The sequence below is a fragment of the Microbacterium sp. H83 genome, from assembly GCF_001650405.1.
Classification (GTDB): domain Bacteria; phylum Actinomycetota; class Actinomycetes; order Actinomycetales; family Microbacteriaceae; genus Microbacterium.
Genome location: NZ_LWCU01000053.1, coordinates 13,468 through 36,807, shown reverse-complemented (window position 1 = coordinate 36,807; position 23,340 = coordinate 13,468). Strand labels below are relative to the sequence as shown.

General features: G+C 68.8%; 23 protein-coding genes. 13 read left to right on the top strand and 10 right to left on the bottom strand.

Annotated elements, in window-relative coordinates:
- Nucleotides 1–30 precede the first annotated feature (30 nt).
- The 3 genes from A4X16_RS15005 to A4X16_RS14995 form a co-directional block, all read right to left on the bottom strand.
- A complete protein-coding gene (locus A4X16_RS15005) occupies nucleotides 31–1,524 on the bottom strand; it encodes an ABC transporter substrate-binding protein (protein ID WP_067122002.1) in 1,494 nt (497 codons plus the stop codon).
- Between the two features lie 27 nt (nucleotides 1,525–1,551).
- Nucleotides 1,552–2,247 (bottom strand): DUF1684 domain-containing protein, encoded by a 696-nt coding sequence (locus tag A4X16_RS15000; protein ID WP_067122278.1) that lies wholly within the window; start codon nucleotides 2,245–2,247, stop codon nucleotides 1,552–1,554.
- Between the two features lie 73 nt (nucleotides 2,248–2,320).
- A complete protein-coding gene (locus A4X16_RS14995; RefSeq protein ID WP_067122000.1) occupies nucleotides 2,321–2,962 on the bottom strand; it encodes a TetR/AcrR family transcriptional regulator in 642 nt (213 codons plus the stop codon).
- A 64-nt stretch (nucleotides 2,963–3,026) separates the two neighbouring features.
- Here A4X16_RS14995 and A4X16_RS14990 point away from each other — a divergent pair, with 64 nt between their 5' ends.
- On the top strand, nucleotides 3,027–4,322 hold the full coding sequence (locus tag A4X16_RS14990) for a glycosyltransferase (protein ID WP_067121997.1): 1,296 nt from the start codon (nucleotides 3,027–3,029) through the stop codon (nucleotides 4,320–4,322).
- A gap of 8 nt (nucleotides 4,323–4,330) precedes the next feature.
- Here A4X16_RS14990 and A4X16_RS14985 read toward each other — a convergent pair whose 3' ends face one another.
- From A4X16_RS14985 to A4X16_RS14975, 3 genes are all read right to left on the bottom strand, one after another.
- Complete coding sequence (locus tag A4X16_RS14985) at nucleotides 4,331–5,359, bottom strand: PDDEXK nuclease domain-containing protein (protein WP_231880390.1); 1,029 nt, start codon at nucleotides 5,357–5,359, stop codon at nucleotides 4,331–4,333.
- Between the two features lie 415 nt (nucleotides 5,360–5,774).
- On the bottom strand, nucleotides 5,775–6,896 hold the full coding sequence (locus A4X16_RS14980) for a hypothetical protein (RefSeq protein WP_067121993.1): 1,122 nt from the start codon (nucleotides 6,894–6,896) through the stop codon (nucleotides 5,775–5,777).
- Nucleotides 6,893–7,864, bottom strand: coding sequence for a hypothetical protein (locus A4X16_RS14975; RefSeq protein WP_067121990.1), 972 nt, complete (start codon nucleotides 7,862–7,864; stop codon nucleotides 6,893–6,895). The genes A4X16_RS14980 and A4X16_RS14975 overlap by 4 nt, the downstream gene beginning before the upstream one ends.
- 111 nt (nucleotides 7,865–7,975) lie before the next feature.
- On the opposite strand from A4X16_RS14975, the gene A4X16_RS14970 reads away from it, so the two are divergent.
- Nucleotides 7,976–8,989 carry a hypothetical protein gene (locus A4X16_RS14970; protein WP_157560234.1) on the top strand — a complete coding sequence of 338 codons (1,014 nt, stop codon included), beginning with the start codon at nucleotides 7,976–7,978 and terminating at the stop codon, nucleotides 8,987–8,989.
- A 136-nt stretch (nucleotides 8,990–9,125) separates the two neighbouring features.
- Nucleotides 9,126–9,485 (top strand): hypothetical protein, encoded by a 360-nt coding sequence (locus A4X16_RS14965; protein ID WP_231880389.1) that lies wholly within the window; start codon nucleotides 9,126–9,128, stop codon nucleotides 9,483–9,485.
- Nucleotides 9,486–9,495: 10 nt separating this feature from the next.
- Here A4X16_RS14965 and A4X16_RS14960 read toward each other — a convergent pair whose 3' ends face one another.
- Nucleotides 9,496–10,083 carry an Lrp/AsnC family transcriptional regulator gene (locus A4X16_RS14960; protein WP_231880388.1) on the bottom strand — a complete coding sequence of 196 codons (588 nt, stop codon included), beginning with the start codon at nucleotides 10,081–10,083 and terminating at the stop codon, nucleotides 9,496–9,498.
- 148 nt (nucleotides 10,084–10,231) lie between these two features.
- On the opposite strand from A4X16_RS14960, the gene A4X16_RS14955 reads away from it, so the two are divergent.
- Genes A4X16_RS14955 through A4X16_RS14935 form a run of 5 tightly spaced genes read left to right on the top strand, consistent with a single transcriptional unit; the run spans nucleotide 10,232 to nucleotide 15,508 of the window.
- Nucleotides 10,232–11,818, top strand: a complete 1,587-nt coding sequence (locus tag A4X16_RS14955; protein ID WP_067121980.1) for an ABC transporter substrate-binding protein — start codon at nucleotides 10,232–10,234, stop codon at nucleotides 11,816–11,818.
- 13 nt (nucleotides 11,819–11,831) lie between these two features.
- Nucleotides 11,832–12,893: an ABC transporter permease gene (locus A4X16_RS14950; RefSeq protein ID WP_067121977.1), complete on the top strand. Its 1,062-nt coding sequence runs from the start codon at nucleotides 11,832–11,834 to the stop codon at nucleotides 12,891–12,893.
- Nucleotides 12,890–13,801 carry an ABC transporter permease gene (locus A4X16_RS14945; RefSeq protein WP_067121974.1) on the top strand — a complete coding sequence of 304 codons (912 nt, stop codon included), beginning with the start codon at nucleotides 12,890–12,892 and terminating at the stop codon, nucleotides 13,799–13,801. Before A4X16_RS14950 ends, A4X16_RS14945 begins: the two co-directional genes overlap by 4 nt.
- Entirely contained in the window at nucleotides 13,798–14,676 is an 879-nt protein-coding gene (locus A4X16_RS14940) for an ABC transporter ATP-binding protein (protein WP_082914486.1), read from the top strand. The genes A4X16_RS14945 and A4X16_RS14940 overlap by 4 nt, the downstream gene beginning before the upstream one ends.
- The gene (locus A4X16_RS14935) at nucleotides 14,669–15,508 is read left to right on the top strand and encodes an ABC transporter ATP-binding protein (protein WP_067121970.1); all 840 of its coding nucleotides are present in this window, start codon (nucleotides 14,669–14,671) and stop codon (nucleotides 15,506–15,508) included. Before A4X16_RS14940 ends, A4X16_RS14935 begins: the two co-directional genes overlap by 8 nt.
- Nucleotides 15,509–15,713: 205 nt before the next feature.
- On the opposite strand, the gene A4X16_RS14930 is transcribed toward A4X16_RS14935, so the two are convergent.
- Nucleotides 15,714–16,412, bottom strand: coding sequence for a hypothetical protein (locus A4X16_RS14930; protein WP_067122272.1), 699 nt, complete (start codon nucleotides 16,410–16,412; stop codon nucleotides 15,714–15,716).
- Between the two features lie 223 nt (nucleotides 16,413–16,635).
- On the opposite strand from A4X16_RS14930, the gene rpsF reads away from it, so the two are divergent.
- The 4 genes from rpsF to rplI are packed head-to-tail and all read left to right on the top strand — an operon-like array spanning nucleotide 16,636 to nucleotide 18,296.
- Nucleotides 16,636–17,004 carry a 30S ribosomal protein S6 gene (gene rpsF / locus A4X16_RS14925; protein ID WP_029264265.1) on the top strand — a complete coding sequence of 123 codons (369 nt, stop codon included), beginning with the start codon at nucleotides 16,636–16,638 and terminating at the stop codon, nucleotides 17,002–17,004.
- A 5-nt stretch (nucleotides 17,005–17,009) separates the two neighbouring features.
- Complete coding sequence (locus A4X16_RS14920; protein ID WP_067121966.1) at nucleotides 17,010–17,522, top strand: single-stranded DNA-binding protein; 513 nt, start codon at nucleotides 17,010–17,012, stop codon at nucleotides 17,520–17,522.
- A 55-nt stretch (nucleotides 17,523–17,577) separates the two neighbouring features.
- Nucleotides 17,578–17,832 carry a 30S ribosomal protein S18 gene (gene rpsR, locus A4X16_RS14915; RefSeq protein ID WP_017203799.1) on the top strand — a complete coding sequence of 85 codons (255 nt, stop codon included), beginning with the start codon at nucleotides 17,578–17,580 and terminating at the stop codon, nucleotides 17,830–17,832.
- 11 nt (nucleotides 17,833–17,843) lie between these two features.
- On the top strand, nucleotides 17,844–18,296 hold the full coding sequence (gene rplI, locus A4X16_RS14910; protein WP_067121963.1) for a 50S ribosomal protein L9: 453 nt from the start codon (nucleotides 17,844–17,846) through the stop codon (nucleotides 18,294–18,296).
- 380 nt (nucleotides 18,297–18,676) lie between these two features.
- Here rplI and A4X16_RS14905 read toward each other — a convergent pair whose 3' ends face one another.
- Nucleotides 18,677–20,218 carry a beta strand repeat-containing protein gene (locus A4X16_RS14905; RefSeq protein ID WP_067121960.1) on the bottom strand — a complete coding sequence of 514 codons (1,542 nt, stop codon included), beginning with the start codon at nucleotides 20,216–20,218 and terminating at the stop codon, nucleotides 18,677–18,679.
- Nucleotides 20,219–20,324: 106 nt separating this feature from the next.
- Complete coding sequence (locus A4X16_RS14900) at nucleotides 20,325–21,398, bottom strand: hypothetical protein (protein WP_067121957.1); 1,074 nt, start codon at nucleotides 21,396–21,398, stop codon at nucleotides 20,325–20,327.
- Nucleotides 21,399–21,937: 539 nt separating this feature from the next.
- On the opposite strand from A4X16_RS14900, the gene dnaB reads away from it, so the two are divergent.
- Nucleotides 21,938–23,317, top strand: a complete 1,380-nt coding sequence (gene dnaB, locus A4X16_RS14895) for a replicative DNA helicase (protein WP_067121955.1) — start codon at nucleotides 21,938–21,940, stop codon at nucleotides 23,315–23,317.
- Nucleotides 23,318–23,340 lie beyond the last annotated feature (23 nt).

Sequence of the window (23,340 nt, the reverse complement as noted above, 5' to 3'; positions counted from 1 at the left end):
GATGCCGACGTGCGGCATCCCCCTCGCACGTCAGGACTTGACGATGTCGTAGGCGAAGAACTGCGAGTTCAGGCCGTTGACCGGGTACCCGCTGAGGTCGCTGGAGGCGACCACGAGCTGCGGGTACAGGTACAACCATACGCTCGCGGCATCCTCGGCGATCTTCTCGTTGACCTGCTTCAGGAGGGCTGTCTGCTCGTCGGTGGTCTCGGCCTGCTCGGCCTCGGACACCCACTGCTGCACCTGCGCGTCGTCATAGCCCCAGTAGAAGTCGGGGTTGCCGTACCAGACCACGTCGCGGTCGTTCACGTGCTCCTGGAGAGTGGCCTCGAAGTCCTGCTCCTTGAAGACCTTCGTGTACCACTCGTCGGCGCTGATCGTGTTGATCTCGACGGTGATGCCGACCTCGGCGAGCTGCGACTGCAGGAACTCCGCCACGGCGGGGTGCGGGTCGTAGCTCGGGGTGTCGAGCGTGAAGGTGAAGCCGTCGGCGTAGCCGGCCTGCGCGAGCAGGTCCTTCGACAGCTCGACGTCATACGGGTTCACGGCCGTGAGGTCCTCGTACCAGGGGTCGGTCGGCGGGACCATCGATCCGATGAGTGTGCCGTAATCGCCCCAGATCGAGTCGAGGAGCTTGGCGGTGTCGATCGCCGAGTACACCGCCTTGCGCACCTGCGCGTTGTCGAACGGCGCGACCCGGTCGTTGAACGCGAGCAGCTCCTTCGTGGTGGAGGTGCCCTCGCTGATGACGTAGTCGTCGCCCTCGAACTGCGCGAGCGAGTCGGGGCTCTGCACGCTGGTGATGACGTCGATCTCACCGGTCAGCAGCGCGTTGTTCTCGGCCGTCGCGTCGGTGAAGTACGTGTAGACGACCTCGGCGTTCTTGGCCGCCTCACCCCAGTAGTCGTCCCACCGCTGCAGCGTGAGGGTCGAGCCCTTCTTCCACTCGTCGAGCGTGTAGGGACCCGTGCCGTCTTCAGTCGAGGTGATGTCGCCGGCCTCGTCGTTCACGATCCACACGTAGCTGACGTTGTACAGGAACGAGATCGACCGCTGCGACAGCGTGAACACGACCGTCTGGTCGTCGGGCGTCGCGATGTCGGCGATCGTGGCGAAGCTCGACTTGCGCGCCGACACCGAGTCCTCGGCGGTGACGGCCTCGACGCTCGACTTCACGTCGGCGGACGTCAGGGGGTCGCCGGAATGGAAGGTGACGTCGTCGCGCAGCGTGACCGTGTAGGTGAGGCCGTCGTCGGACACCTGGGCGTCCTCCGCGAGCAGCGGCTCGACCTCGCCGTCATCGGTCAGACGGTAGAGGCCCTCGTAGACGTTACCGGTCAGGGCCTCGGTCACGCCCTGGCCGCCGCCCTGTGTGTTGCTGAGGTTGGTCGGCTCGTACAGCGAGCCGATGGCGATCGTGGCGTCTTCGGATGCGGTGTCGTCGGTCGCGCCGGATGCGCAGCCGGCGACGAGCGCGAGCGTCGCGACGGCGCCGAGCGCGCCGAGGAAGCGTGTTCTTCTCATTGAGTTCTCCAGGGTGAGAGCGTGCGGTCAGGCCGCGTAGATGTCGAAGCCGTCGCGGAAGACGACGTTCTTCTCTCCTGCTCGGATAGGCAGGGGGAAGCGGTTGGATGCCGGCGGGAGCGGGCAGTTGTACTGGGCGCTGAAGCCGCACGGCGGCACGAACGCGCGGTTGAAGTCGAGCACGACGTCGCCCTCGTCGTCGCGGAGCTCGACGAACAGGAAGCGTCCCGACCCGTAGGTCTCGGTGCCGTTCGTCTGGTCGCCGAACACCAGCAGCAGGGTGCCGCCGTCGTCGAAGGCCGCCAGCGTGTACTCCTCGCCGCCCACCTCGATGCGGATGTCGCCCGGGACGACGAGATCGCGCGATCCGCCGTTGTCGCGGATGTGCTCGAACGGCACGGTGCGATCGCCGGCCACGGGGGTGAAGCGTCCGGTCAGGACCCACGCGGGGTCGTAGTCGTACGTGTCGATGCGGTCGAAGGAGCGGATCGCCGGAGCGTCTGCATCCCACAGTCGCAGGCCGTGCTCGGCATCGCCGGTTTCGATGCTGCGCCGCTCGATCGGCGTGGCGACGACGGTCTCGGCGAGAACCGCCTGCTCGGCCGCGAGGTCGGGTCGCTCGCCGGTCCACCGCGTCTCGATCAGGGCGAGATTGCCGGTGGGGGAGGTGACGGCGGCACGACGATCGGCCTGCCAGCGGGTGTGCGCTTCGACTTCGGACATCATTTCCATTCTGTTGCATGCAGGAGTGTGCGGCGCCGCTGCCGTCACCGGGGGTAACGCAGAGAGGTCGCGATCACTTCCCGCGCGACACCTCGGCGAGCACGGCGGTGCGCAGCCAGGCGGTGTACCGCTCCTCGGACCAGGCCGACTGCGCGACGAGCTGCTGATAGCTCTCGGGGGAGAGGAGGAACGAGATGGCGGCGGCAGCGGCATCCGCGTCGGGCAGGTCCGCGGCGATCCCGCGTCGGATCAGCTCGTCGACCAGCCCCGCGAGGTCGATCCGGCGATGCGCCAGGATCCCCTGGAGGGCGGTGTCGACGATCGGGTCCGACAGGGCGGCTCCGAGCAGCACGGTCCACAGCGCGTGGCCGCGGGCGTTCGCGACGGTGATCCGGCTGACGACCGCATCGAGGAACTGCTCGTCGGGGAGGTCGAGGAGGCCGGAGCCGACCTCCGTCTCGGTGAGCGACTCGGCGGCCTCCGAGCCCGAGAACGTCGTCTCGAAGGCGGCGATGAGCAGCTCCGCCTTCGACGCGGTGTTCTTGACCGTCTCCGCGGAGACGCCTGCCGAACGTGCGATCGCGGCGATGGTCGTCGCCTGGTAGCCCTGCGAGGCGAACAGCTCCGCGGCGGCGGCGACGATCCTCGCGCGAGTCTCCTTGGCCTGCCGAGCACGGAGCTCCGAGCGGTAGACGCGAGGGGCGGGTGCAGTCATTGACTTTCCTTAGAGGGTAGTGAATACTTCGTGAGTACATTCGATCTTAGGAAGGAAAGCCGCGATGTCGCGCTACCTCATCACCTGCACACCCGCACACGGACATGTCATCCCCCTGCTGCAGATCGCGCGGCACCTGATCGCGCGCGGCGACGACGTCGTCGTGATCACGAGTCCGCGCTACGCCGAGCGTGTCGAGGCGTCGGGAGCGCGCTTCGTGGCCCTTCCGGATGCGGCGGACGTCGATCTCGACGATCCGAACGACCGCTTCCCCGAGCGCGAGACCCTCACCGGGCCGGCCGCGATCCGCTTCGACATGAGCAACCTGTTCATCCGTCCGGGTGCCGCGCAGCTCGCCGCGGTGCGCGCCGAGCTCGCCGCCGCTCCGGTCGACGCCGTGCTGACGGAGCCTCTCTTCATCGGCGCGGCGCTGCTGCAGCGCATCCCCCGGTCCGAGCGTCCGCCGGTCGTGGTGCTGGGTATCGTCCCTCTCGGAGTGCGGAGTCGGGATGCTGCGCCCTTCGGGCTCGGCGCGACTCCCATCCCCGGCGTGCTCGGCAGGCTGCGCAACACCGCCCTGCGTCTCGTCGCCGAGAAGATCGTCTTCGCAGGCGCGCAGCGCGAGGCGGATGACGTGGCGAAGAGCGAGGTGGGACGCGATCTCGGCGGATTCGTCCTCGACTGGGCCGGGCGGGCCGATGCCTACGTGCAGTTCACGGTGCCCGAGTTTGAGTACCCCCGCTCCGACCTGCCGTCGACCGTGCATTTCGCAGGGCCGCTGCCGTCGACCCCTTCGGATCGGCAGCTGCCCTCCTGGTGGCCCGACCTCGATTCCGGACGTCCGATCGTGCACGTGACGCAGGGCACCGTCGCCAACTCCGACTTCACTCAGCTCGTGCTGCCCACGATCGAGGCGCTGGCCGATCGGGATGTCCTGGTGGTGGTGTCGACGGGAGGCCGCCCGATCGATGCTCTGCCCGGTGACCTGCCCGCGAACGTGCGGGCGGCGGAGTACGTGCCGTACGACCGGCTGCTCCCTCGGATCGATCTGCTGGTGACCAACGGCGGGTACGGAGGCGTGCAGCAGGCGCTGACGCACGGGGTGCCGGTGGTGGTCGCCGGCCAGACCGAGGACAAGATCGAGGTGTCGGCTCGCATCGGCTGGTCGGGTGCCGGCATCAATCTGCGCACGCGGTCTGCGACGGCCCCGCAGGTCCGGGACGCGGTCGATCGGGTGCTGTCCGACGGCTCGTACCGCGCCCACGCCGCGAGCATCGGCGACGCCATGAGGGCGTCCGACGCCTGGGGCGCGCTCGACGGCGTGCTCGAGCAGCTGGCGCACGACGGGGCTGTGGTCTGAGCGGCATCTCATCCCTTCGCGGAGGGGGGCGGGTCCGCGATGAATGCTCGAGTGAGTGCCCCTTCATCGGGTAGCGATCGCTGATCTTCCGCAGACAGTTCATAGCGGCTCACGGCAACCGGCTGCGAGGTGGACGCCAGCGCGTAACGCACGACAGTGTCGTTCTTGCCCGCCACGAGAAGGATGCCGATCGTAGGCGCGTGCTTGTCGCGGAGGCGGATGGACTCGTCCACCACGGCCACGTAAAAGCCCAACTGTCCTGCGTCGGCGGGGGTGAAAGCGGTCGTCTTCAACTCGATCACCACGTAACGCAGCTGCTCGACATGGAAGAAGAGCAGGTCGACGAAGAAATCGGATTCGCCGACGGAGAGATGCACCTGACGACGGACGAACGCGAAGCCCTGCCCGAGCTCCCGCATTGTTTCGAGGATGCGGTCGACCAGACCTTGCTCCAGCTCCCGCTCCGACGCGTCGCCGTCGACGGCGAGGAACTGAAGGGCGTAGGGGTCCTTCGTGAGCTCGCGAGCCAGACCCCTCTCCACAGGCAAGGTCTCGACGAAATTGTCGATCGCTGCGCTGTCCCGTTCGTGCAGGTGAGTGGTGAGGTGGTGGGTCAGCAGGGCCCGCGTCCAGCCATTGCGCACGGCCTTGGCCGCGTACCAGTCTCGTGCCCGTTGATCCTTGACCTTGTCGAGGATGAGGGTGAGGTGGGTCCCACGGCAATTGTCCAGCAGGCTGCTGGACGAAGTCCTCTTCGATCGGCCAGGCCTCCGAGACTCGCCGCATGTAGAAGAGATTCGCGCGGGAGAATCCCACCATCGAGGGAAAGCGGCGCGAAGATCGGAGGCGAGGCGCTCGAGGACCTTGGATCCCCAGCCGGAGCTCGCCTGCCTCAGGCTTATCTCGCGCCCGAGACGCCAGTACAGCCTCAGCAGCTCCGTATTCGCTCGCCTCTGCGCTTGCAGGCGTGCCGACCGCACCTCGCGCTTGATATTCTCCAGGGTTTCGGCGTAGTCGCCGGGTATCAGGTCGCCCATTCGCCCGAGAGTAGAAGCTGACGCGCAGCATGTCAGTCGGGAGAGCACGTCAGTGAACGAGTACTCCGGCATGCCCGCATGCGATTCGAACGGGGACGATCGCGACGCGCCGACAGCACACGAAACTGACTCCTTTACGAGGGTTTCGCGACTGATTTCGCATCGTTCCCCCGAGCAGCCTTCGAGATCCCGCGTCGCAATTCCGTGCAACCCTCGCCGGTATACCGTTATCTCAACGCGTTGATTCGTCAGTCCCCAGCTGACCCACGCGTCGGACGGCCAAGCCGTCCTGCGGAGGGAGAGTCAGATCTTCTTCTGATCCCGAGGGGGGATGGGGTGGGACAGCTGTTCCCCAGACAGCACCCACCCCCACACCCGGGTTCGCTCGCCAGCCGACCGGCCCGGGTCCGCGTGCTCAGAACGAGCGCGACCAGAGCCAGACGGCCGTGAAGCCGACGGCGATCACGATCGGCAGCCAGCGCACGCTCTTCTTGAGACGGCGTCCCTCGCGCGCGACCCCGGGTGGGGGTGCGAGCAGGCCGGCGGGTGGCGCGAACGGCAGCTGTTCCCTGGCCGCCTCCGCCGACACGACCGCGGGGGCGGACGCCGATCCCCTCTCCTCCAGAAGCCGTTCGTCGCGCCAGCGGGCCCACTGCTCGAACTTCGTGATGAGAGCGCCGACCGCGCCGAAAAGCCAGGCCCAGGTCGCCGGGTCGAGCGTCGAGACCTTGCGCTGCGTGTAGAGGAAGAGCCAGTCGTCGACGATCTCGACGTCGAGCTCGGCCGCGTTGTCGATGAAGCGCGCCATGATGTCGGGGGTGAAGAGGTAGAGCGCGTCGCGCTCATACCCCTCCGGGCAGTAGAGCGTGAAGTAGCGGTCGAAGTCGCCCTCGAGCGACAGGCGCTGCGCGCGCTGGAACGACGCCGGCAGGTTCGAGCCGAAGCCGTTGTTGCCCTTCGCGTCGAGCACGATGTTCGGGAGAGGGACGTCGAGCTTGACCGCGACGTATCCCCACTTGTACGTGCGCGAGTTCTTGCCTGAGCCGACGGTGTACTCGTAGTTGCCGAACTCGACGAAACGCGGAGAGGTACCGCGCACGAGGTCGGTCGCCACGCGCGTGTGCCCGAGACCGAACACCATCCCGGGGAGCGCGGGACCGACGAGTCGGGCGGTGTAGGACATGCCGTTCGCTCGGGCGAAGGCGTCGAGTCGATACCGCACGACGCGCGCACGCCGCCAGCTCAGGACGCCGATGACGACGGCGACGACGGCGATGGCGCCGAAGACGACCACGCCGAACTGCGCGAACCCTGGTGAGCCGCCCGAGGTGAAGATCGAGTGGACGGTGCGCCAGAGGACGGGCACCGCCACGATCACGATCAGCGCGAGCACGACGAACCCGAAGATGTTCGCGGCGGACACGGTCGTCGTGCCCTTCGCGCGCAGCTCCGCGTTGAAGGCGCTCACGGCGCGGGGGTCGACGGGAGCCGTCAGAGGGGCCGCATCGAACGTCGATCCCGAAGTCGGCGCGGTCATCGATTGACCTCGTCGGCATCCCAGGTGAGGTCAGCGCCCTCGGCGATCGGGAAGGCCTCGAGGCGCGGGTCCGCGCAGATCGCGGCGATGAGCTCGGGCGAGCCGGCGACGATCGTGGAGTCGTAGTCGATCTCGCTCACGAGCACCCAGGCGTGATCGTCGGGCCAGACGATCGACGGCGTCTGCGCGGTGGGGGCGAACCCGTGCTCTTCGCCCGGCCGATCGCGCCAGGGGACGTCGAGCACCCAGTCGGGGCGCGCCAGCTCGCCGACCGCGCCTCGGAACAGCACGTGATCGCGCCCGGGGAGCCGGAACCGCGGGCCTTCGGAGACCTCCCGCGACAGGATCCCCTCCTGCCAGGTCTTCTTGCGGAAGGCGTTGTTGAACGGATCGTGCACGCTGCGCTCGAGCATCGCCCGGTGGTTGGGGTCGTCGCCGAAGGTGAGGAAGGTGCGCGACGGCCCATGACCGAGGTGACCGAGCAGGCCACCTCGTCCCTCCCAGAGGGCTACGAAGCCGGCATCCGGGGTGGTCGTGCCGGCGACGAGGTGCGACGCGACGGCCGCGAGCATCTCGGGCGCCATCTCACCCTCCATCGGGCCGGTGAACTCGCGGCCGTCGGGCGCGATCCGCAGGTTCCAGTCGCCGTCAGGCGGGGTGCGCACGATGCGCTGCCACTGCGCGAGCGGATGCAGGGTCGTGCCGAAGGCGGCTGCGGTCTCTGCCCACGTCGCAGGCTCGTCCACGTACTGATCGATCAGCGAGACGGCCTCGTCGTGCGGCATCCGCTCGTACTCCTCGGGCGAGGGAACGGGCCGCCCCGGCAGTGATCGCACGATCGCGGGGTGCAGGATGCGCGCGTACGCGGGGAAACCGCGCGGGACGACATCGTGCATGGTCGCGCTCCACGGATCGTCGATCCGCTCGCGCAGCCAGTCTCCGGCCGAGGCGTCAGGGGTCCACTCCATGCGCCCACGGTACCGGGACGGATCGGGGGGTGCGCTCGACGGGTCCGACGCGCCAAAATGTGCGGGGATCGCAGGGCGGTCCGTTCGCAGCTCGATGCGGGAGGGCATCAGATGGTCGATGGGGTATCCGTGGTGTCCGGCGAGCGGGTCTTCCGCCGGGATCCGGTCCGTGGGGTGGTGAGCGCGCTCGTGATCTCGGCGCTGCTCTCGGCGGTGACGCTGTTCGTGCTGCCGCAGTTCCTGCCGCGGCGGATGGACCTCGAGACCCGCGGGATCCTCGTGCTCGTCGTCGCGCTCGTGCTGACCGGCGTGGTGTTCACATCGGTCCTCTGGCTGCGCAACACCCGCGTCGTCGTGCGCGGCGACAGCGTCGAGATCGGGCGGGCGGGGAACCGCGAGGTCTACGATCGCGCGACCACGGGCTTCCGGTCGAAGATCACCGAGCACCGCACGAACGGTCTGCGCAGCGGCGTCACCCGCGCTCTGATCGTGTACAGCGCCGGCAGGGAGATCACGATCGAACTGCCCGGATTCACGCGGTCCACGTTCAACGATCTGATGGCGGTGCTCACGCCTCTCGCATCGCCGGCACCCGCCGATCCGGTCGACGCAGCTCGCGCTCGTGCCCACCTGCCGTCGTCGTTCACCGTCGACTCCTCGAAGGAGCGCTCGCTCGCCGCCGGTCTTATGATCGGAGCGGTGGTGCTGCTCCTGGTGGCCGCCGCGGTCGGCGCACTCGCGTTCTCACCCGGCTTCCTCGACGGAGAGCTCTCGGCGCTCGTGCTCGTCGTCCCGTTCGCCGGTGTGGCCGGCATCGGTCTGCTGATCGGGGCGGTGCAGCGCCGGCGGGTGCTGAGGAGCATCCCGGCCCACGTCGCCGTCGATCATCACGGCATCCGCCTCGACGATCGCGACATCCCCTTCGCGCAGCTCACCCGCATCTGGCTCACGCCGACGGGGTACCCGGTCCGTCGCATCCGCTTCGAGCGCGCGGCCGGACGGCGGATGACGCACGTCCTGGGATCGTCGCGGGTCGACATGACGCCCGACTACGCGGACTTCCTGCTCGTCGTGCGCGCCCAGACCGCGCATCTGCCGGAGCTGCTGCGCCTCGATCTCGAATGACCGGGACGGACGAAAGGCGACGGGATGCCGCGGCTCCGGCCCGTTTCGTCTCGCCCGCGCCGCCGTCGGATCGGTGACGGAAGACGCATGACGGGGGCGTCGCGACGTGCCTCACGGGCTCGCGCATAATCGGGGGATGACTTCGCCCGCAGCTATCCCCAGCCTCGACGGACGCCGCTTCCGAATGGTGTCCTCGACGACCTCCGCCGTCGACCCCGACGCCCCCAGTGTGTTCACCTATCAGGAGAAGGACGGCGCGATCTGGGGCGACTACGTCGGCGACACGGTGACCTTCGGGCGGTTCGTCGGCACCAGGACCGGCGACACCATCTGGGTCTCCTTCGTGCACGTGCTCGTGGCCGACGGCAGCGTCGTGACGGGCAACGGCGAGAGCGAGCTCGAGCTCACCGATGACGGCCGCATCCGTCTCGTCGAGCACTACGAGATGCACGGCCTTCCGCAGCTCAGCGTCTGCGAGGAGACCGCCGCGGCCTGAGGACGCCCGCTCAACGGGGCGGCAGGGTGTCGCGACCGGGGGACGCGGGAGTCCAGCGCGTCATGCCCAGCGGCGTCTCGGTGTCGCGTTCCGGAAGATCGGACGGCAGCAGGTAGGAGCGGCGGACGACCTCGTCGAGCACCACGACGCTGACCACCGTGCGGACCTCGGGCAGCTGCGCGATCACTCCGGTGGAGAACTCGTGCACTCCGCTCACGTCGACGGCGCGGATGAGCAGCATCGCGTCGTGCTCGCCGGTGGTGATCGCGCACCACTCCACATCCGGCATCTCGATGATGCGCTCGCGGAACGAGCCCCACGCCTGCGGGTGGACGGTGACGAACACGAGCGCTCCGATCGAGAGGCCCGCCTTGGCCTGATCGACCTTGGCGCTGAAGCCCGTGATCACGCCGTCCTGCATCAGGGTCTCGACGCGCGTATAGGCGTTCGCGCGGGAGATCCCGACCGTCTCGGCCAGCGCGGCGATCGAGATGCGACCGTTATCCCGCAGCGTGTCGAGGATTCTGTATCCGATGTCGTCCAGTGGGGTGGCACTTCGTCCAGCCTGCTTCGAAGGTTCGACACTCTTGGTGGACATCCTGCTCCTCACGGTCGAGGTTCTGGACAGACCGTGATGACGATCCGCATCCTCGCTGGACACATCGTCCCATATGATGCGAATCTGATCACCGGTCGTCCACCCGGAGTCGACCATCCCGATGAACTCCTCGCCCTTGGAGGCCCTCATGTCGTCACGTCGCAGCACGTCCGTCATCGCGATCGGAGCCGTCGGCCTCCTCGCACTCGCAGGCTGCTCGGGAGGGAATTCCGCGAACAGCGGCGGCGATTCCTCCGGTTCCGACTCCCTCGTCATCGACACCGCGTTCTCGATCGAGACCGCCGACCCGGGCCACACGTACGACCCCACCGGCAACATGATCGCGAAGGCGCTCTACGAGACGCTCGTCGACTTCGAGGGCTCCGACGTGTCGACGCCGGTCCCCGGGCTCGCCTCGTGGGAGCAGAACGATGCGGCCACCGAATTCACCTTCACGCTCGAGGGGGACCGCGTCTTCTCCGACGGCACGCCGATCGAGGCGAAGGACGTCGTCTTCACGCTGCAGCGCATCCAGGGCATGGAGGACGCCAAGCCGAACTTCCTGCTCGGCGGACTGACCATCGCCGAGGTCGACGAGAAGACCGTCTCGATCACCTCGGAGACCCCGCTGCTGCAGCTGCCCGCGATCCTCGCGAACCCGGCTCTGGGCATCGTGAACTCCGACGTCGTCATCGAGAACGGCGGCTCGATCGACGGCAGCGACAGCGCCCAGAAGTTCCTGGACGGCGAGTCGGCCGGATCCGGCCCGTACACGCTGGACACCCTCGACCTCTCGTCGCAGGTCGTGCTCGCCAAGAGCGACGAGTACAACGGCGACGAGGAGGCCGGCTACGACCGCGTCGTCGTGCGCAACGTCTCGGAGAGCGCGACGCAGCTCGCCAACCTCAAGGGCGGCGACTCGATGGTCGCCATGGACCTCAACGGCGACCAGGTCGCGGGTCTCGGCGACGGCCTGCAGGTCGAATCCGTGCCGTCCGGTCAGACGATCTTCCTGCTCCTCAACCAGTCGTCGGCCGTCGCCGGCGACCTCGCCAACGTGAAGATCGCCGAGGCGATCCGCTACGCCCTCGACTACGACGCGCTGCTCGAGCTCGCGGGCTCGGGTGCCGTGCAGGCCACGGGCGTCATCCCGCCCGGATTCGAGGGTGCACTGGAGTCCGGCGTCGAGCAGGACCTGGAGAAGTCGAAGGCCGCTCTGGCGGAGGCCGGGTACACCGGTCAGACCCTGACGCTGCAGTTCCCGAACGACTACCCCGTCGGCGGCGTGGAGTTCACCCCGCTCGCCGAGCGCGTGCAGGCGCAGCTGGAGGACGCGGGCATCGCCGTCGAGCTCGCCCCGGCCCCGTTCGCGACCGAGCTCGACGCGTACGTCAATGGCACCGAGTCGTTCGGCCTGTGGTTCTGGGGCCCGGACTACGCCGACTCCGCGAACTTCCTCCCCTTCGCCCCGGGACTCAAGGTCGGTCTGCGATCGGGCTGGGCCGCAGAGGCCAACCCCGAGATCGCGGGCATCGCGGCCGGTGCCGCGGCAGCCACCGACGAGGCCCAGCGCAGCGAGGCCTTCACCGCGTTCGCCGAGGCGATGCAGGCCGAGGGCCCGTTCGTCCCGCTGATCGTCCCCGGTCGCAACATCGCCACGGCGGATGCCGTCTCCGGCGCCGTGTACAACTCGGTGTGGGAGATGGACATCGCCGAGATCACGCCTGCCGGCTGAGCGGAGCCGACTGATGACGACGGTGGCCGTGCGACGGCAGTCACAGCGTCGCAGGTCGCCGCTCGTCGGATACCTGCTGCGCCGGGTCGGCACCTCGCTGCTGCTCCTGCTGGGGGTCACGATCGTGACCTTCGCTCTGACGAACCTGGTGCCCGGCGACCCGGTGTCGGCGGCGCTGGGCGAGGGCGCATCGCAGAACCCGGCGACGCGCGAGGCCTTCATCAAGGCCAACGGTCTCGACCAGCCGCTGATCGTGCAGTACGTCATCTACATGGGAAACCTCCTGCGCGGAGACCTCGGCACATCGCTGGTGACCGGGCGACCGGTCACCGGCGATCTCGCCACGGCCGTGCCGGCGACCATCGAGATCGCCATCGGCGCCATCATCCTGAGCCTCGCGGTGAGCGTCGTCCTCGGGACGCTCGCGGCCTATCGCCGCGGACTCGTGACCGATCAGGTGATCCGCATCGTGACCCTGATCGGGCTCAGCGTGCCGACCTTCTGGCTCGCGCTGGTCAGCTTCTACGTGTTCTTCCTCGAGCTGCGCATCGCGCCGGGATCCGGCCGGATCTCGCCGTCGATCACCCCGCCGCCGCGCATCACGGGCATGTACACGGTCGACTACCTCCTGAACGGCGACAGCGTCGGATTCTTCGACGCCCTCGCGCACCTCGCCCTCCCCGTGCTGGTGCTGTCGCTCGTGACGATCGGACTCCTCACGCGCTTCATCCGCACGTCGGTGCTCGAGGTCCTCGACAGCGACTACGTCCGCGCCGCGCGTGCCAAGGGCCTCCCGGCGATGCGCGTCATCATCGGATACGTGCTCCGCGGCGCATCCCTCCCGATCCTCACCGTCGTGGGCGTCGCCTTCGGATCGCTGCTGTCCGGCACCGTGCTCGTCGAGTCGGTGTTCGCGTGGCCGGGACTCGGCACCTACGCCTACAACTCCGCCGCGAACCTCGACCTGCCCGGCATCATGGGCGTCGGGCTCGTGGTCGGCGTCATCTACCTCCTCATCAACTTCGTCGTCGACCTGCTCTACGGCGTCCTCGACCCGAGAGTGAGGATCGCATGAGCCGCATCGACTCGGCATCCGGGCCCTGGCGGTTCCGCGTCCGCTGGCCGCGTGCGTGGCGCACGCCGCTCGGCGTGATCGGTACCGTGATCGCCGCCGCGTGGATCATCGTGGCCTTCACGGCGCAGTGGTGGGTGCCTTTCGCCCCGAACGCGCAGGTGCTGCCGCGTCTGCAGGAGCCGGGCATCGACACGCTGCTCGGCACCGACGGCAACGGCCGCGACATCTTCTCCCGGCTGATGACCGGCGCGACCGTGAGCCTGCCCCTCGCGCTCATGCTCGTGATCGCCGCGATGATCATCGGCACGGTGATCGGCGCCGTCGCCGGCTACTTCGGCGGCTGGGTCGACGAGACGCTCATGCGCATCACCGACCTGTTCATGGCGTTCCCGACGGTCATCCTCGCGATGGTCGTCGCGGCCTCGCTCGGCCCCTCGCTGTTCAATGCCGTGATCGCCGCGATCGTGGTGTCCTGGCCGCAGTACTCCCGAGTGACCCGCAGCATCGTGCTGGGGCTTCGCGGGCAGAACTACGTCATCGCCGGGCGCCTGCTCGGGCACTCGCCGCTGCGCACCCTGTTCGTCGACATCCTGCCGAACATCGCGGGTCCCATGCTCGTGCTCGCGACGCTCGACATCGGCGCCGCGATCCTCCTGCTCTCCGGGCTGTCGTTCCTCGGCCTGGGCGCTCAGCCGCCGACGGCGGAGTGGGGATCGATGATCTCCTCGGCGATGCAGAACTTCGACGCCTGGTGGCTCGGCGTGTTCCCCGGTCTCGCGATCCTCACGGTCGTGCTCGCGTTCAACTTCCTGGGCGACGCCATGCGCGACGTGCTCGACCCCACCGCGGAGGTCACGCACGAGAAGCAGGCCGATCACGCGGCCTCGGCGAAGGGAGCAGCGGCATGACCGTCCCGGCGCTGAGCATCCGCGACCTCACCATCGACATCGGGCGTCCCCTGGTCAGGGGCATCTCGCTCGACCTCGAAGCCCGTCGCATCCACGGCCTGGCCGGGGAGTCCGGGTCCGGCAAGACGCTCACCTCGCTCGCCGTCCTCGGGCTGCTCCCACGGCAGGCGCGCACGGGCGGATCGATCTCGCTCGCGGGGGAGGAGCTGATCGGACTCCGCCGTCGGTCGCTCAACCGCATCCGAGGCAACCGCATCGCGATGATCTTCCAGGATCCCTCGGCCTCACTGCATCCCCAGCTGCCGATCGGACGCCAGCTCACCGATCACATGCGCGTGCACCTCGGCCTGCGGGGCGACGCCGCGAAGGCGAGGGCGATCGAGCTGCTCGAGACCGTGCAGGTGCCGAATCCGGATGCCGCGCTGAAGCGCTACCCGCACCAGTTCTCCGGCGGCCAGCGCCAGCGCATCGCGATCGCCTGCGCTCTGGCGTGCGATCCCGAGGTGCTGCTGGCCGACGAGCCGACCACCGCGCTCGACGTGACGGTGCAGGCCGGCATCCTGCGGCTGCTGCGCGACCTCGCGACGGAGCGCAGCCTCGCGGTGCTGCTCGTGACCCACGATCTCGGCGTCATGAGCGCGATCGCCGACGACGTCGCCGTCATGAAGAACGGCGAGATCGTCGAGCGGGCCGACCGCGCGACGCTGTTCCGCTCGCCGCAGCACGAGTACACGCGCACGCTGCTCGCCGCGCTCCCGGGCTCGAAGATCGCGAGTGCGGATGCCGGTGCCGGTGCGCCGGATGCCGGTGAGCCGCTCTCCGGTGAGCCCCTCTCCGGTGAGCCGGTCGAGGAAGGGAAGGACGCCCATGAGTGAGGTCGCCGTTCTCGACGCGCAGAACGTCGTCGTGCGCTATCCGGGCTCCCCTCCCGTCGTGGCGGTGGACGACGTCTCGGTGCGGGTCGCTCCGGGCGAGACCGTCGCTCTGGTGGGCGAGTCCGGCAGCGGCAAGTCCAGCCTGGCGCGCGCGGTCGTCGGCATCGAGAGGATCGCCGGCGGAGAGGTGCGCTTCCGCGATGTGCCGGTGACCCCGCTGGGCATCCGACGCCGCACGGTCGGGCTCACCGGCATCCAGATGGTCTTCCAGGACCCGTCGACGTCGCTGAATCCCCGTCGCCGCGTGGGCGATCAGATCGCCGACGGCATCGCGACCGCCCGCGCGCGCGGAGCGGCCGGGTCGACCGTGGAGGAGTGGCTCGAACGAGTCGGGCTCCCCGCGCAGGTCGCCACCCGGTTCCCGCACCAGTTCTCCGGCGGGCAGAAGCAGCGCATCGCGATCGCACGCGCCCTCGCCGCGCGTCCGTCGCTCCTCGTCGCGGACGAGCCGATCTCGGCACTGGACGCCTCGACCCAGACGAGCGTCGCGGGCCTCATGCGCGACCTCGTCGCGGAGTCCGGGGCAGGGATGCTGTTCATCTCGCACGACCTCGCCGTGGTGCGACGCATCGCCGACCGCACGCTCGTGATGTTCGCCGGACGCGTGCTGGAGTCGGGGCCGACCGATCGGGTCTGGGCGTCGCCGCAGCATCCGTACACGCAGGCGCTGCTCGCAGCGATCCCCGAGCCCGACGGCGCGGGCCGCATCCCGCTCGCGCCGTCGACCAACGACCGCCTCCTCTGGTCGGAGATCCCGCCCGTCCTCGGCTGAGCCTCGCGCCGGGCTCCCGTTCCAGAAGGAGATCTCCCGCTTCGAAGGAGCATCTCGCGCGGATGCTCCTTCGGAACGGGAGTTCTCCTGCGTATCCGTGGCGCCCCGACGGAGTCGCTGCGGAGGTCATGCCGGAGAGCGCCCCGGGAATGCACGGCGGGCCGAGGCGAATGCCCCGGCCCGCTGTGCTGGATGACGTCGAGCGTCAGATCGGCGCGACGATGTCCTGCGCGACGTCCCACTCGGTGATCTCGAGGGAGGTCTCGATGGACTGGCCGGCGGCCTCGGTGGTGCCGCTCGTCGCGAGGACCACGTAGTCCGTGGTCACCTCGAACGTGACGTCGACCGCGACGCCCTGCGCCTCGGACGTGCCCGTGAGGATGTAGACGTCCTGACCGAGGCGCGAGCCCGTGCCGGTGACGGTGAACTCACCCGTGAGGGCGCCCGCCGCGGTCGCGGGGTCGGCCTGCGACACCGACGTCGCACCGCTGCTCAGCGACGCGATGATCGGGTCGGACGAGTTCGGGTCGGCGACCTGCCACTCGCTCGTCGACGACTTCACCCACGCGTCGTCGCCGATCACGATGAGCGAGCCCATCGGCGTGATGGTCTCGACGGCCTTCGTCTCGGGGTTGTACCGGGCGGTGGTGTCCATGCCCAGGATGCTGGTCTTGGCGGCGTATCCGGCGGTGTCCGTCATCGCCTCGGTGATGCAGGTGCCGAGCTCGGAGCCGTCGACGGTCGCACCCTCGGAGAGCTCGGGGCAGTCGGACGTGGGCGCCGTGGTCTCCTCCGCGGTGGCGGCCGGCTTGTCGTCGGCGGGCTCCTCCGTGGCTGCGGTGCACCCGGTGAGCAGGACGGCGGCGGTCAGGACGAGTCCGACCCCCCATTTCTTGACGCGCATGGCGTTTCCCCCTTCGGTCGCGTGCGCGGCGTCGGTCGCCACGCACGCATACCAGCATGCCAAGTTCCCGCCCCGGATTGTGCGGGCGCCGCGAAGAAATCTCCGCTAGACTGTCAAGGTTGTCTGCCTTGGGCCCCTGTGCCCGTCGATGGGCGGACGCATGCACACCCTCCTGTTTCCGGGAAAGCCCCGGAAACCGTTCTAGTCCGAAGGAGGTGGGTAAGTGACGCACCAGTACGAACTCATGGTCATTCTGACCCCCGAGATCGACGAGCGCCAGGTCGCACCTACGCTCGACAAGTTCCTGAAGGTCATCACCAACGATGGTGGCTCGATCGACAAGGTCGACATCTGGGGCAAGCGCCGTCTTGCGTACGAGATCCAGAAGAAGAACGAGGGCATCTACGCCGTCGTCAACTTCACCGCCACCAGCGAGGCCACGCAGGAGCTCGACCGTCAGCTGAAGCTGAACGAGCAGATCATGCGCACCAAGGTCCTCCGCTCGGAGGAGGCTCAGGCGATGGTCGCTTCGGAGGCCAAGCGCTCCGAGGAGAAGGCTGCCCGCAAGGCCGCCAAGGCTGCGAAGGCCTAAGGCTCATGGCTGGCGAGACCGTCATCACCGTGGTGGGAAACCTCACGGCCGACCCCGAGCTGCGGTACACGCAGAACGGGCTGCCGGTGGCGAACTTCACCATCGCATCGACGCCTCGGAACTTCGACCGTGCCGCGAATGAGTGGAAGGACGGCGAAGCGCTGTTCCTCCGTGCATCCGTGTGGCGCGAGTTCGCCGAGCACGTGGCAGGTTCGCTGACCAAGGGCATGCGCGTCATGGCGCAGGGCCGTCTGCGTCAGCGCTCCTACCAGGACCGCGAGGGCAACCAGCGCACCGCGATCGAGCTGGAGGTCGACGAGATCGGCCCCTCGCTCCGGTACGCGACCGCGCAGGTCACCCGTGCCGCGTCGACCGGCGGTGCCGGCGGCGGTGGCGGACAGTCCCGCCCGGCTCAGCAGCAGCAGGTGTCGGAGGAGCCGTGGTCCACGCCCGGCTCGTCGACCAGCGCAGACGCCTGGAGCACTCCGGGCAGCTTCGGTGACGACACCCCGTTCTGAACAACTTCTGGATCCGCTCGCTGAGCGGCATCCGTCTCATCACTAAGGAAAAACTATGGCTGGAAAGTCGAGCGGCGACCGCCGCAAGCCGCGGAAGGGCGCGAAGAACGCCGCTCCCGCGAAGTCCATCCGGGTTGGCGTCATCGATTACAAGGACGTCGCCACCCTTCGCAAGTTCGTCTCGGAGCGCGGCAAGATCCGCGCCCGTCGTATCACCGGTGTCTCGGTGCAGGAGCAGCGTCTGATCGCCACGGCGATCAAGAACGCGCGCGAGATGGCGCTCCTGCCCTACGCTGGCGCCGGCCGGTAAGGGGTACTGAGATGGCAAAGCTGATTCTCACGAACGAGGTCGCCGGGCTCGGAAGCGCCGGTGACGTGGTCGAGGTCAAGAACGGGTACGCCCGCAACTACCTCATCCCCCAGGGCTTCGCTACGGCGTGGACCCGCGGTGGCGAAAAGCAGGTCGCTTCGATCCAGGCTGCTCGTCAGGCTCGCGCGATCCACGACCGCGACGAGGCCGTGGCCCTGAAGAACAACATCGAGAGCACCAAGGTCCGCCTGGCCGTCAAGGCCGGCAACGAGGGTCGTCTCTTCGGTTCGGTCAAGACCGATCACATCGCGGATGCTGTCGCAGCCGCGGGTCTCGGCTCGATCGACAAGCGCAAGGTGCACATCGGATCGGCCATCAAGGTCACCGGTGAGCACGAGGCCACGGTTCGTCTGCACGACGACGTGACCGCTGTCATCACGCTGCAGGTCGTCGCCGCCAAGTAAGGCGCGGCACTCGCGAGAACGCCCCCTGTCCTTCGGGACGGGGGGCGTTCTGCGTGTCGGCCCGGTGCGGGGTCGATGGGCGAGCGCGTTCGCCGGTGCGGGGTCGAATCAGCATTCGTTGCCGGTGCGGGGTCGAAAGAGCATCCCGTTCGACCCGGGGGGATGTGATTCTGGCCCCGCGATCGACGGGATGCTGTTGCGACCGCGCCCTTCAGCGGGCGCGGCGGATGCCCCGTGCTGGGGACACGGGGCATCCGCGAACTGTGCGGCATCGCAGACTGCGGGCAGGGCTGGGGAACCTGCCGGTCGTCACAGGACCCGCACACCGACGGCGCCACATCTCCTCCCCCGAGGATGGAGGCGCCGCCGGGGTCTGGCGGCTATGCCGAGATGAGGCGGCGACGCAGCAGCCCGGCTCCGAGGAGGAGCAGGACGACCGCGACAGCTCCGAGCGCCGTCGGGAACGAGCCGCCAGTGGCGGCCAGCCCCTGAGTGGCGGGAGCCGCGGTCACGGCCCCGCTGCTCGCGACGGTGATCGAGGCTCCGCTGAACACCGTGCCGACTCCGTCACCGGCGCCGGTTCCGGGCGTCGTGCCGGGGTCGGTTCCGGGGTCCGTGCCGGGGTCTGTGCCGGGGTCGGTTCCGGGGTCCGTGCCGGGGTCGGTGCCGGGGTCGGTGCCCGTCACCGTGCTCTCGCCCACCACGGAGATGGCGTTGCCGCCGATCGTGATCGGAAGAGTCACCGGGGCGGTGACCTGGGTGCCGCCGAGGATGCCGTCATCTCCGGTCGTCACACCGCCGGTGCTGGGGGCACCTGCGGTAGGACCGGCCGGGGCCGACCCCGTGGCCTCGCTGTCTCCGAGGACGGAGATGGCGTTGCCGCCGGCGGTGACCGGAGCGGTGACGGGAGCGGTGACCTGGGTGCCGCTCGCGACGCCGTCCTCACCGCCCGTCACTGCTCCGGTGCTGGGGACACCGGTGCTGGGGACACCGGTCGCGGGGGTGGCGGGAGCCGATCCTGCCGTGGCCTCGCTGTCTCCGAGGATGGAGATGGCGTTACCACTGACGGTGACCGGAGCGGTGGCCGGGGCGGTGACCTGGGTGCCGCTCGCGACGCCGTCGTCACCACCCGTCACGGTGCCGGTGCTGGGGACACCGGTCGCGGGGGTGGCGGGAGCCGATCCCATCGACGTGGCCTCGCTGTCTCCGAGGACGGAGATGGCGTTGCCACCGACGGTGACCGGGGCGGTGACGGGAGCGGTGACCTGCGTGCCGCTGGCGACGCCGTCGTCACCGCCTGTCATCCCCGCCGCGCCGGGGACACCGGTGCTGGCGGCACCGGCGGTGGAACCGGCCGGGGCGGCGCCGGTGGTCTCGCTGTCGCCGAGGAGCGAGATGGCGTTGTCGGTCACCGTGATCGGCACGTCGACGCTCACGAGCCCCTGCGTTCCGGACAGGAGCCCGTCGATGCCGGAGGTGGAGACCGCCGGGGCCTGGGGAGCCGCCGGGGCCGGAGCGGTCGCGCCCTGACTCGACGAGTCGTCGACGACGCTGACCGCGTTGCCGCTGATCGTCACCGGAAGGGTGACGTCCACCACAGCCTGGGTGCCGGAGGCTGTGCCGGACTCACCGCTCGTGACGGGAGCGGCAGCGGGAGCGGGGGCCGGTGCGGGGGCCGGTGCGGGCGCCGGTGCCGGTGCCGGAGCAGGCGCGGGTGCCGGCTGCGCGGAAGAGTCTCCGAGCAGTGAGATCGCGTTGCCCGCGATCGTGACGGGGACGGAGATCGGTGCCTCCGCCTGGGTCCCCGAGAGCAGACCGTCGTCTCCCGAGGTCTCGGCCGCGTTTGCCGCGGTCGCGCCGAACAGGGTGACCCCGCCGGCGATGAGCGTGCCCCACAGGGCCCGCTTGAGGTACGTACGCATGATGACCTTCTCCTGACTTTCTGGGTGTGTCTGGATGGGTGCGTGCGGAATGTGTGCGCACGCAGCACGGCATCTGTCGTCCGCGAAGGGACGACGCGACCACCCGTCAGTCAGGAGAGACGTCGGTGTCGGCGACCAGAGACGTCGGCAGGACGTCGTCGGGTGCACCGGGGGTGCGCTCTCCGGCGGAGAACGCGGGGGTTCCCGCGTCGCCGAGGCGAGCGGGGGAGACAGCGGATGCTCCACCGGAGCCGGTGGACGATGACGGCGCGACCGGAGAGCCCAGAGGCGCGGGAGCGGGGACTCCGTCCCGGCCGGATGCGGTCGCAGTCCACGCCGGATCGACAGTGGCGGCCACCGGCTCGAGGGCGGCAGGCGAGGCGGAGACGCGAGTCGTCGCCGTCGCAGGTGCCGGCGCTGCGGGAAGCAGAGCTCTCACCTGGTGCGCATCGACGGCGGAGGGTTCCGCGACGACGTCGTCGGGAGTCGCCGGGCTGAGAGGTTCGAGCGCGTCCACGAGAGGAGGCACCGTGCTGTCGACGACATCGTCGACGACACCTCCGACGATCGCGGTGGTCTCATCGACGACGCCGACGAGATCTTCGACGAGTGTGAAGACACCGAGCTGTCCGAGCAGTGCTCCGAGAACCGGCAACGATGCCGCGGCATCCGTCACCGGTGTCACGATGTGCGATGCGGGAGAGTCCTCGAGGACGGCGATCACGGGAGTCGTCACCGACTCCACCGTGTCGGCGACGGTGTCGACGACCGTCTCCGTCGTCGTTCCCACGGCGGCGGCCGCCGGCTGGCCCACGACGGGCACCTGGGCGACCGTCTCGGTCACCGTCTCGACGACGGGCGCCGCCTGCTGCACCGGCGCCGTCACGTGCGCGACGACGGGGGTCACGACCTCGGTCACCACCGGCGCGACCACCTCGGTCACGACGGGCGCGACCACCTCCGTCACGACCGGCTGCGTGACCGCCGTGACGGTGTCGCCGACCGTCGAGACCGTCTGACTGACGAGAGAGCCGACGCCGTCGAGAAGGGAGTGGTCTCCCTCGTCCGCCTGTGCGGAGGAGCCGCCGGTGAGGACGGTGATGGCCGCCCATGCGAGCGCGCCCAGCCCACCCCAGAGGGCGACGGCAGGTACGCCGCGCCGGGTGGCCTGAGCGTTCACGTCGACTTCCCTCCCCGAAAGGCGATCGTTGCCGGCACTGCTGCGCCGGTATCCGGGAAGATACTCTCGGCATACCGGTATGTCCATACCCCTTGACGGAAAATCGAATGACGATTCCCGCAATCTCGCCTCGTTTCCGAGTGTGACGCGCCCGGAGGAATCTCGGCTTGACTTTCCCCAGGTTCTACACATGTCTAACGCGGTTAGCCAAACCTTCAATGCGCAGTTGAAGCACGTTTCCATCCACAGGGTGGGGAAACGAAAAATACCAGCTCGCAGCTGATAAATGATCACTGATATCAGGTACTCCACCGGGTTATCCACATGCGTTCTGCACAGACACTCCGGACTTGTTCGCACGCTTTCCACACGGTTATCCACAGGGGCTGTTGCGACCGAAAACCCTCGCTCGTAGCGTGGTCGAGCGACCCGATGTCGGAGGCTGCTGTTTCGCTGGTCAGGCGGCATCGAGCGGCCGCCACCGCGCAGCGAGACTCCGCCCGCGCATCCATCCAGTTCGTCGCATCGAAGGGAACTACGTGTCGATCGCCGACATCTCAGAGGAGCGCCTCGGGGGGCAGCCGCAGCGCAAGCCCGAGCGCACGCCGCCGCACGACCTGCTCGCGGAGCAGAGCGCGCTGGGCGGAATGCTCCTGTCGAAGGATGCGGTCGCCGATGTGATCGAGACGCTCAAGGGCGCCGACTTCTACATCCCCAAGCACGAGCTGATCTTCGAGGCGATCCTGTCGCTGTACTCGCACGGCGAGCCGACCGACGTGGTCGCCGTGACCGACGAGCTCATCAAGACCGGAGAGCTGAGCCGCGCGGGCGGTGCGGACTACCTGCACACGCTCACCTCGATCGTTCCCACCGCGGCCAACGCCGGCTACTACGCCGGCATCGTCTCGGAACGCGCGATCCTCCGCCGTCTGGTCGACGCCGGCACCCGGATCGTGCAGCTAGGCTACGACGGGCAGGGCGACGCGACGGACATCGTGAACAACGCCCAGGCCGAGATCTACTCGGTGACCGGCACCGAGACCGCCGAGGACTACGTGCCGCTGACCACCGCGGTCGACGCCGCGATCGAGGAGATCGAGGCGGCCAACGGCCGTGACGGCTCCATGACCGGCATCCCGACCGGGTTCCGGGAGCTCGACGAGCTCACGAACGGCCTCCACGGCGGTCAGATGATCGTCGTCGCGGCACGACCCGCGATGGGAAAGTCGACGCTCGCCCTCGACTTCGCCCGTGCCGCCTCGATCGGCCACGACTTCCCGTCGATCTTCTTCTCCCTCGAGATGGGCAAGAGCGAGATCGCCATGCGTCTGCTGAGCGCCGAGGGGGCGATCCCCCTGCAGAACATGCGCAAGGGAACGCTCGACCCGCGCGACTGGACGACCGTGGCGTCGACTCGAGGTCGCATCAACGACGCACCGCTCTACATCGACGACAGTCCCAACATGACTCTCGTCGAGATCCGCGCCAAGTGCCGACGGCTGAAGCAGCGGGCGGGCCTTCGCATGGTCATCATCGACTACCTGCAGCTGATGACGTCGGGAAAGCGCGTCGAGTCCCGCCAGCAGGAGGTGTCGGAGTTCTCGCGAAGCCTCAAGCTCATCGCCAAGGAGCTCCAGGTCCCCGTCATCGCCCTGTCGCAACTGAACCGTGGTCCCGAGCAGCGTCAGGACAAGAAGCCCGCGATCAGCGACCTCCGCGAGTCCGGCTCGATCGAGCAGGACGCCGACATGGTGATCCTCCTGCATCGCGACTCCGTCTACGACAAGGACGTGCGCCCGGGCGAGGCCGACCTCATCGTGGCCAAGCACCGCAACGGTCCGACCGCCACGATCACCGTCGCCTTCCAGGGTCACTACTCGCGCTTCCATGACATGGCGCCCGGCGGCGACTTCAACTGACCCGGCGCCGGTCCCGACCGCGG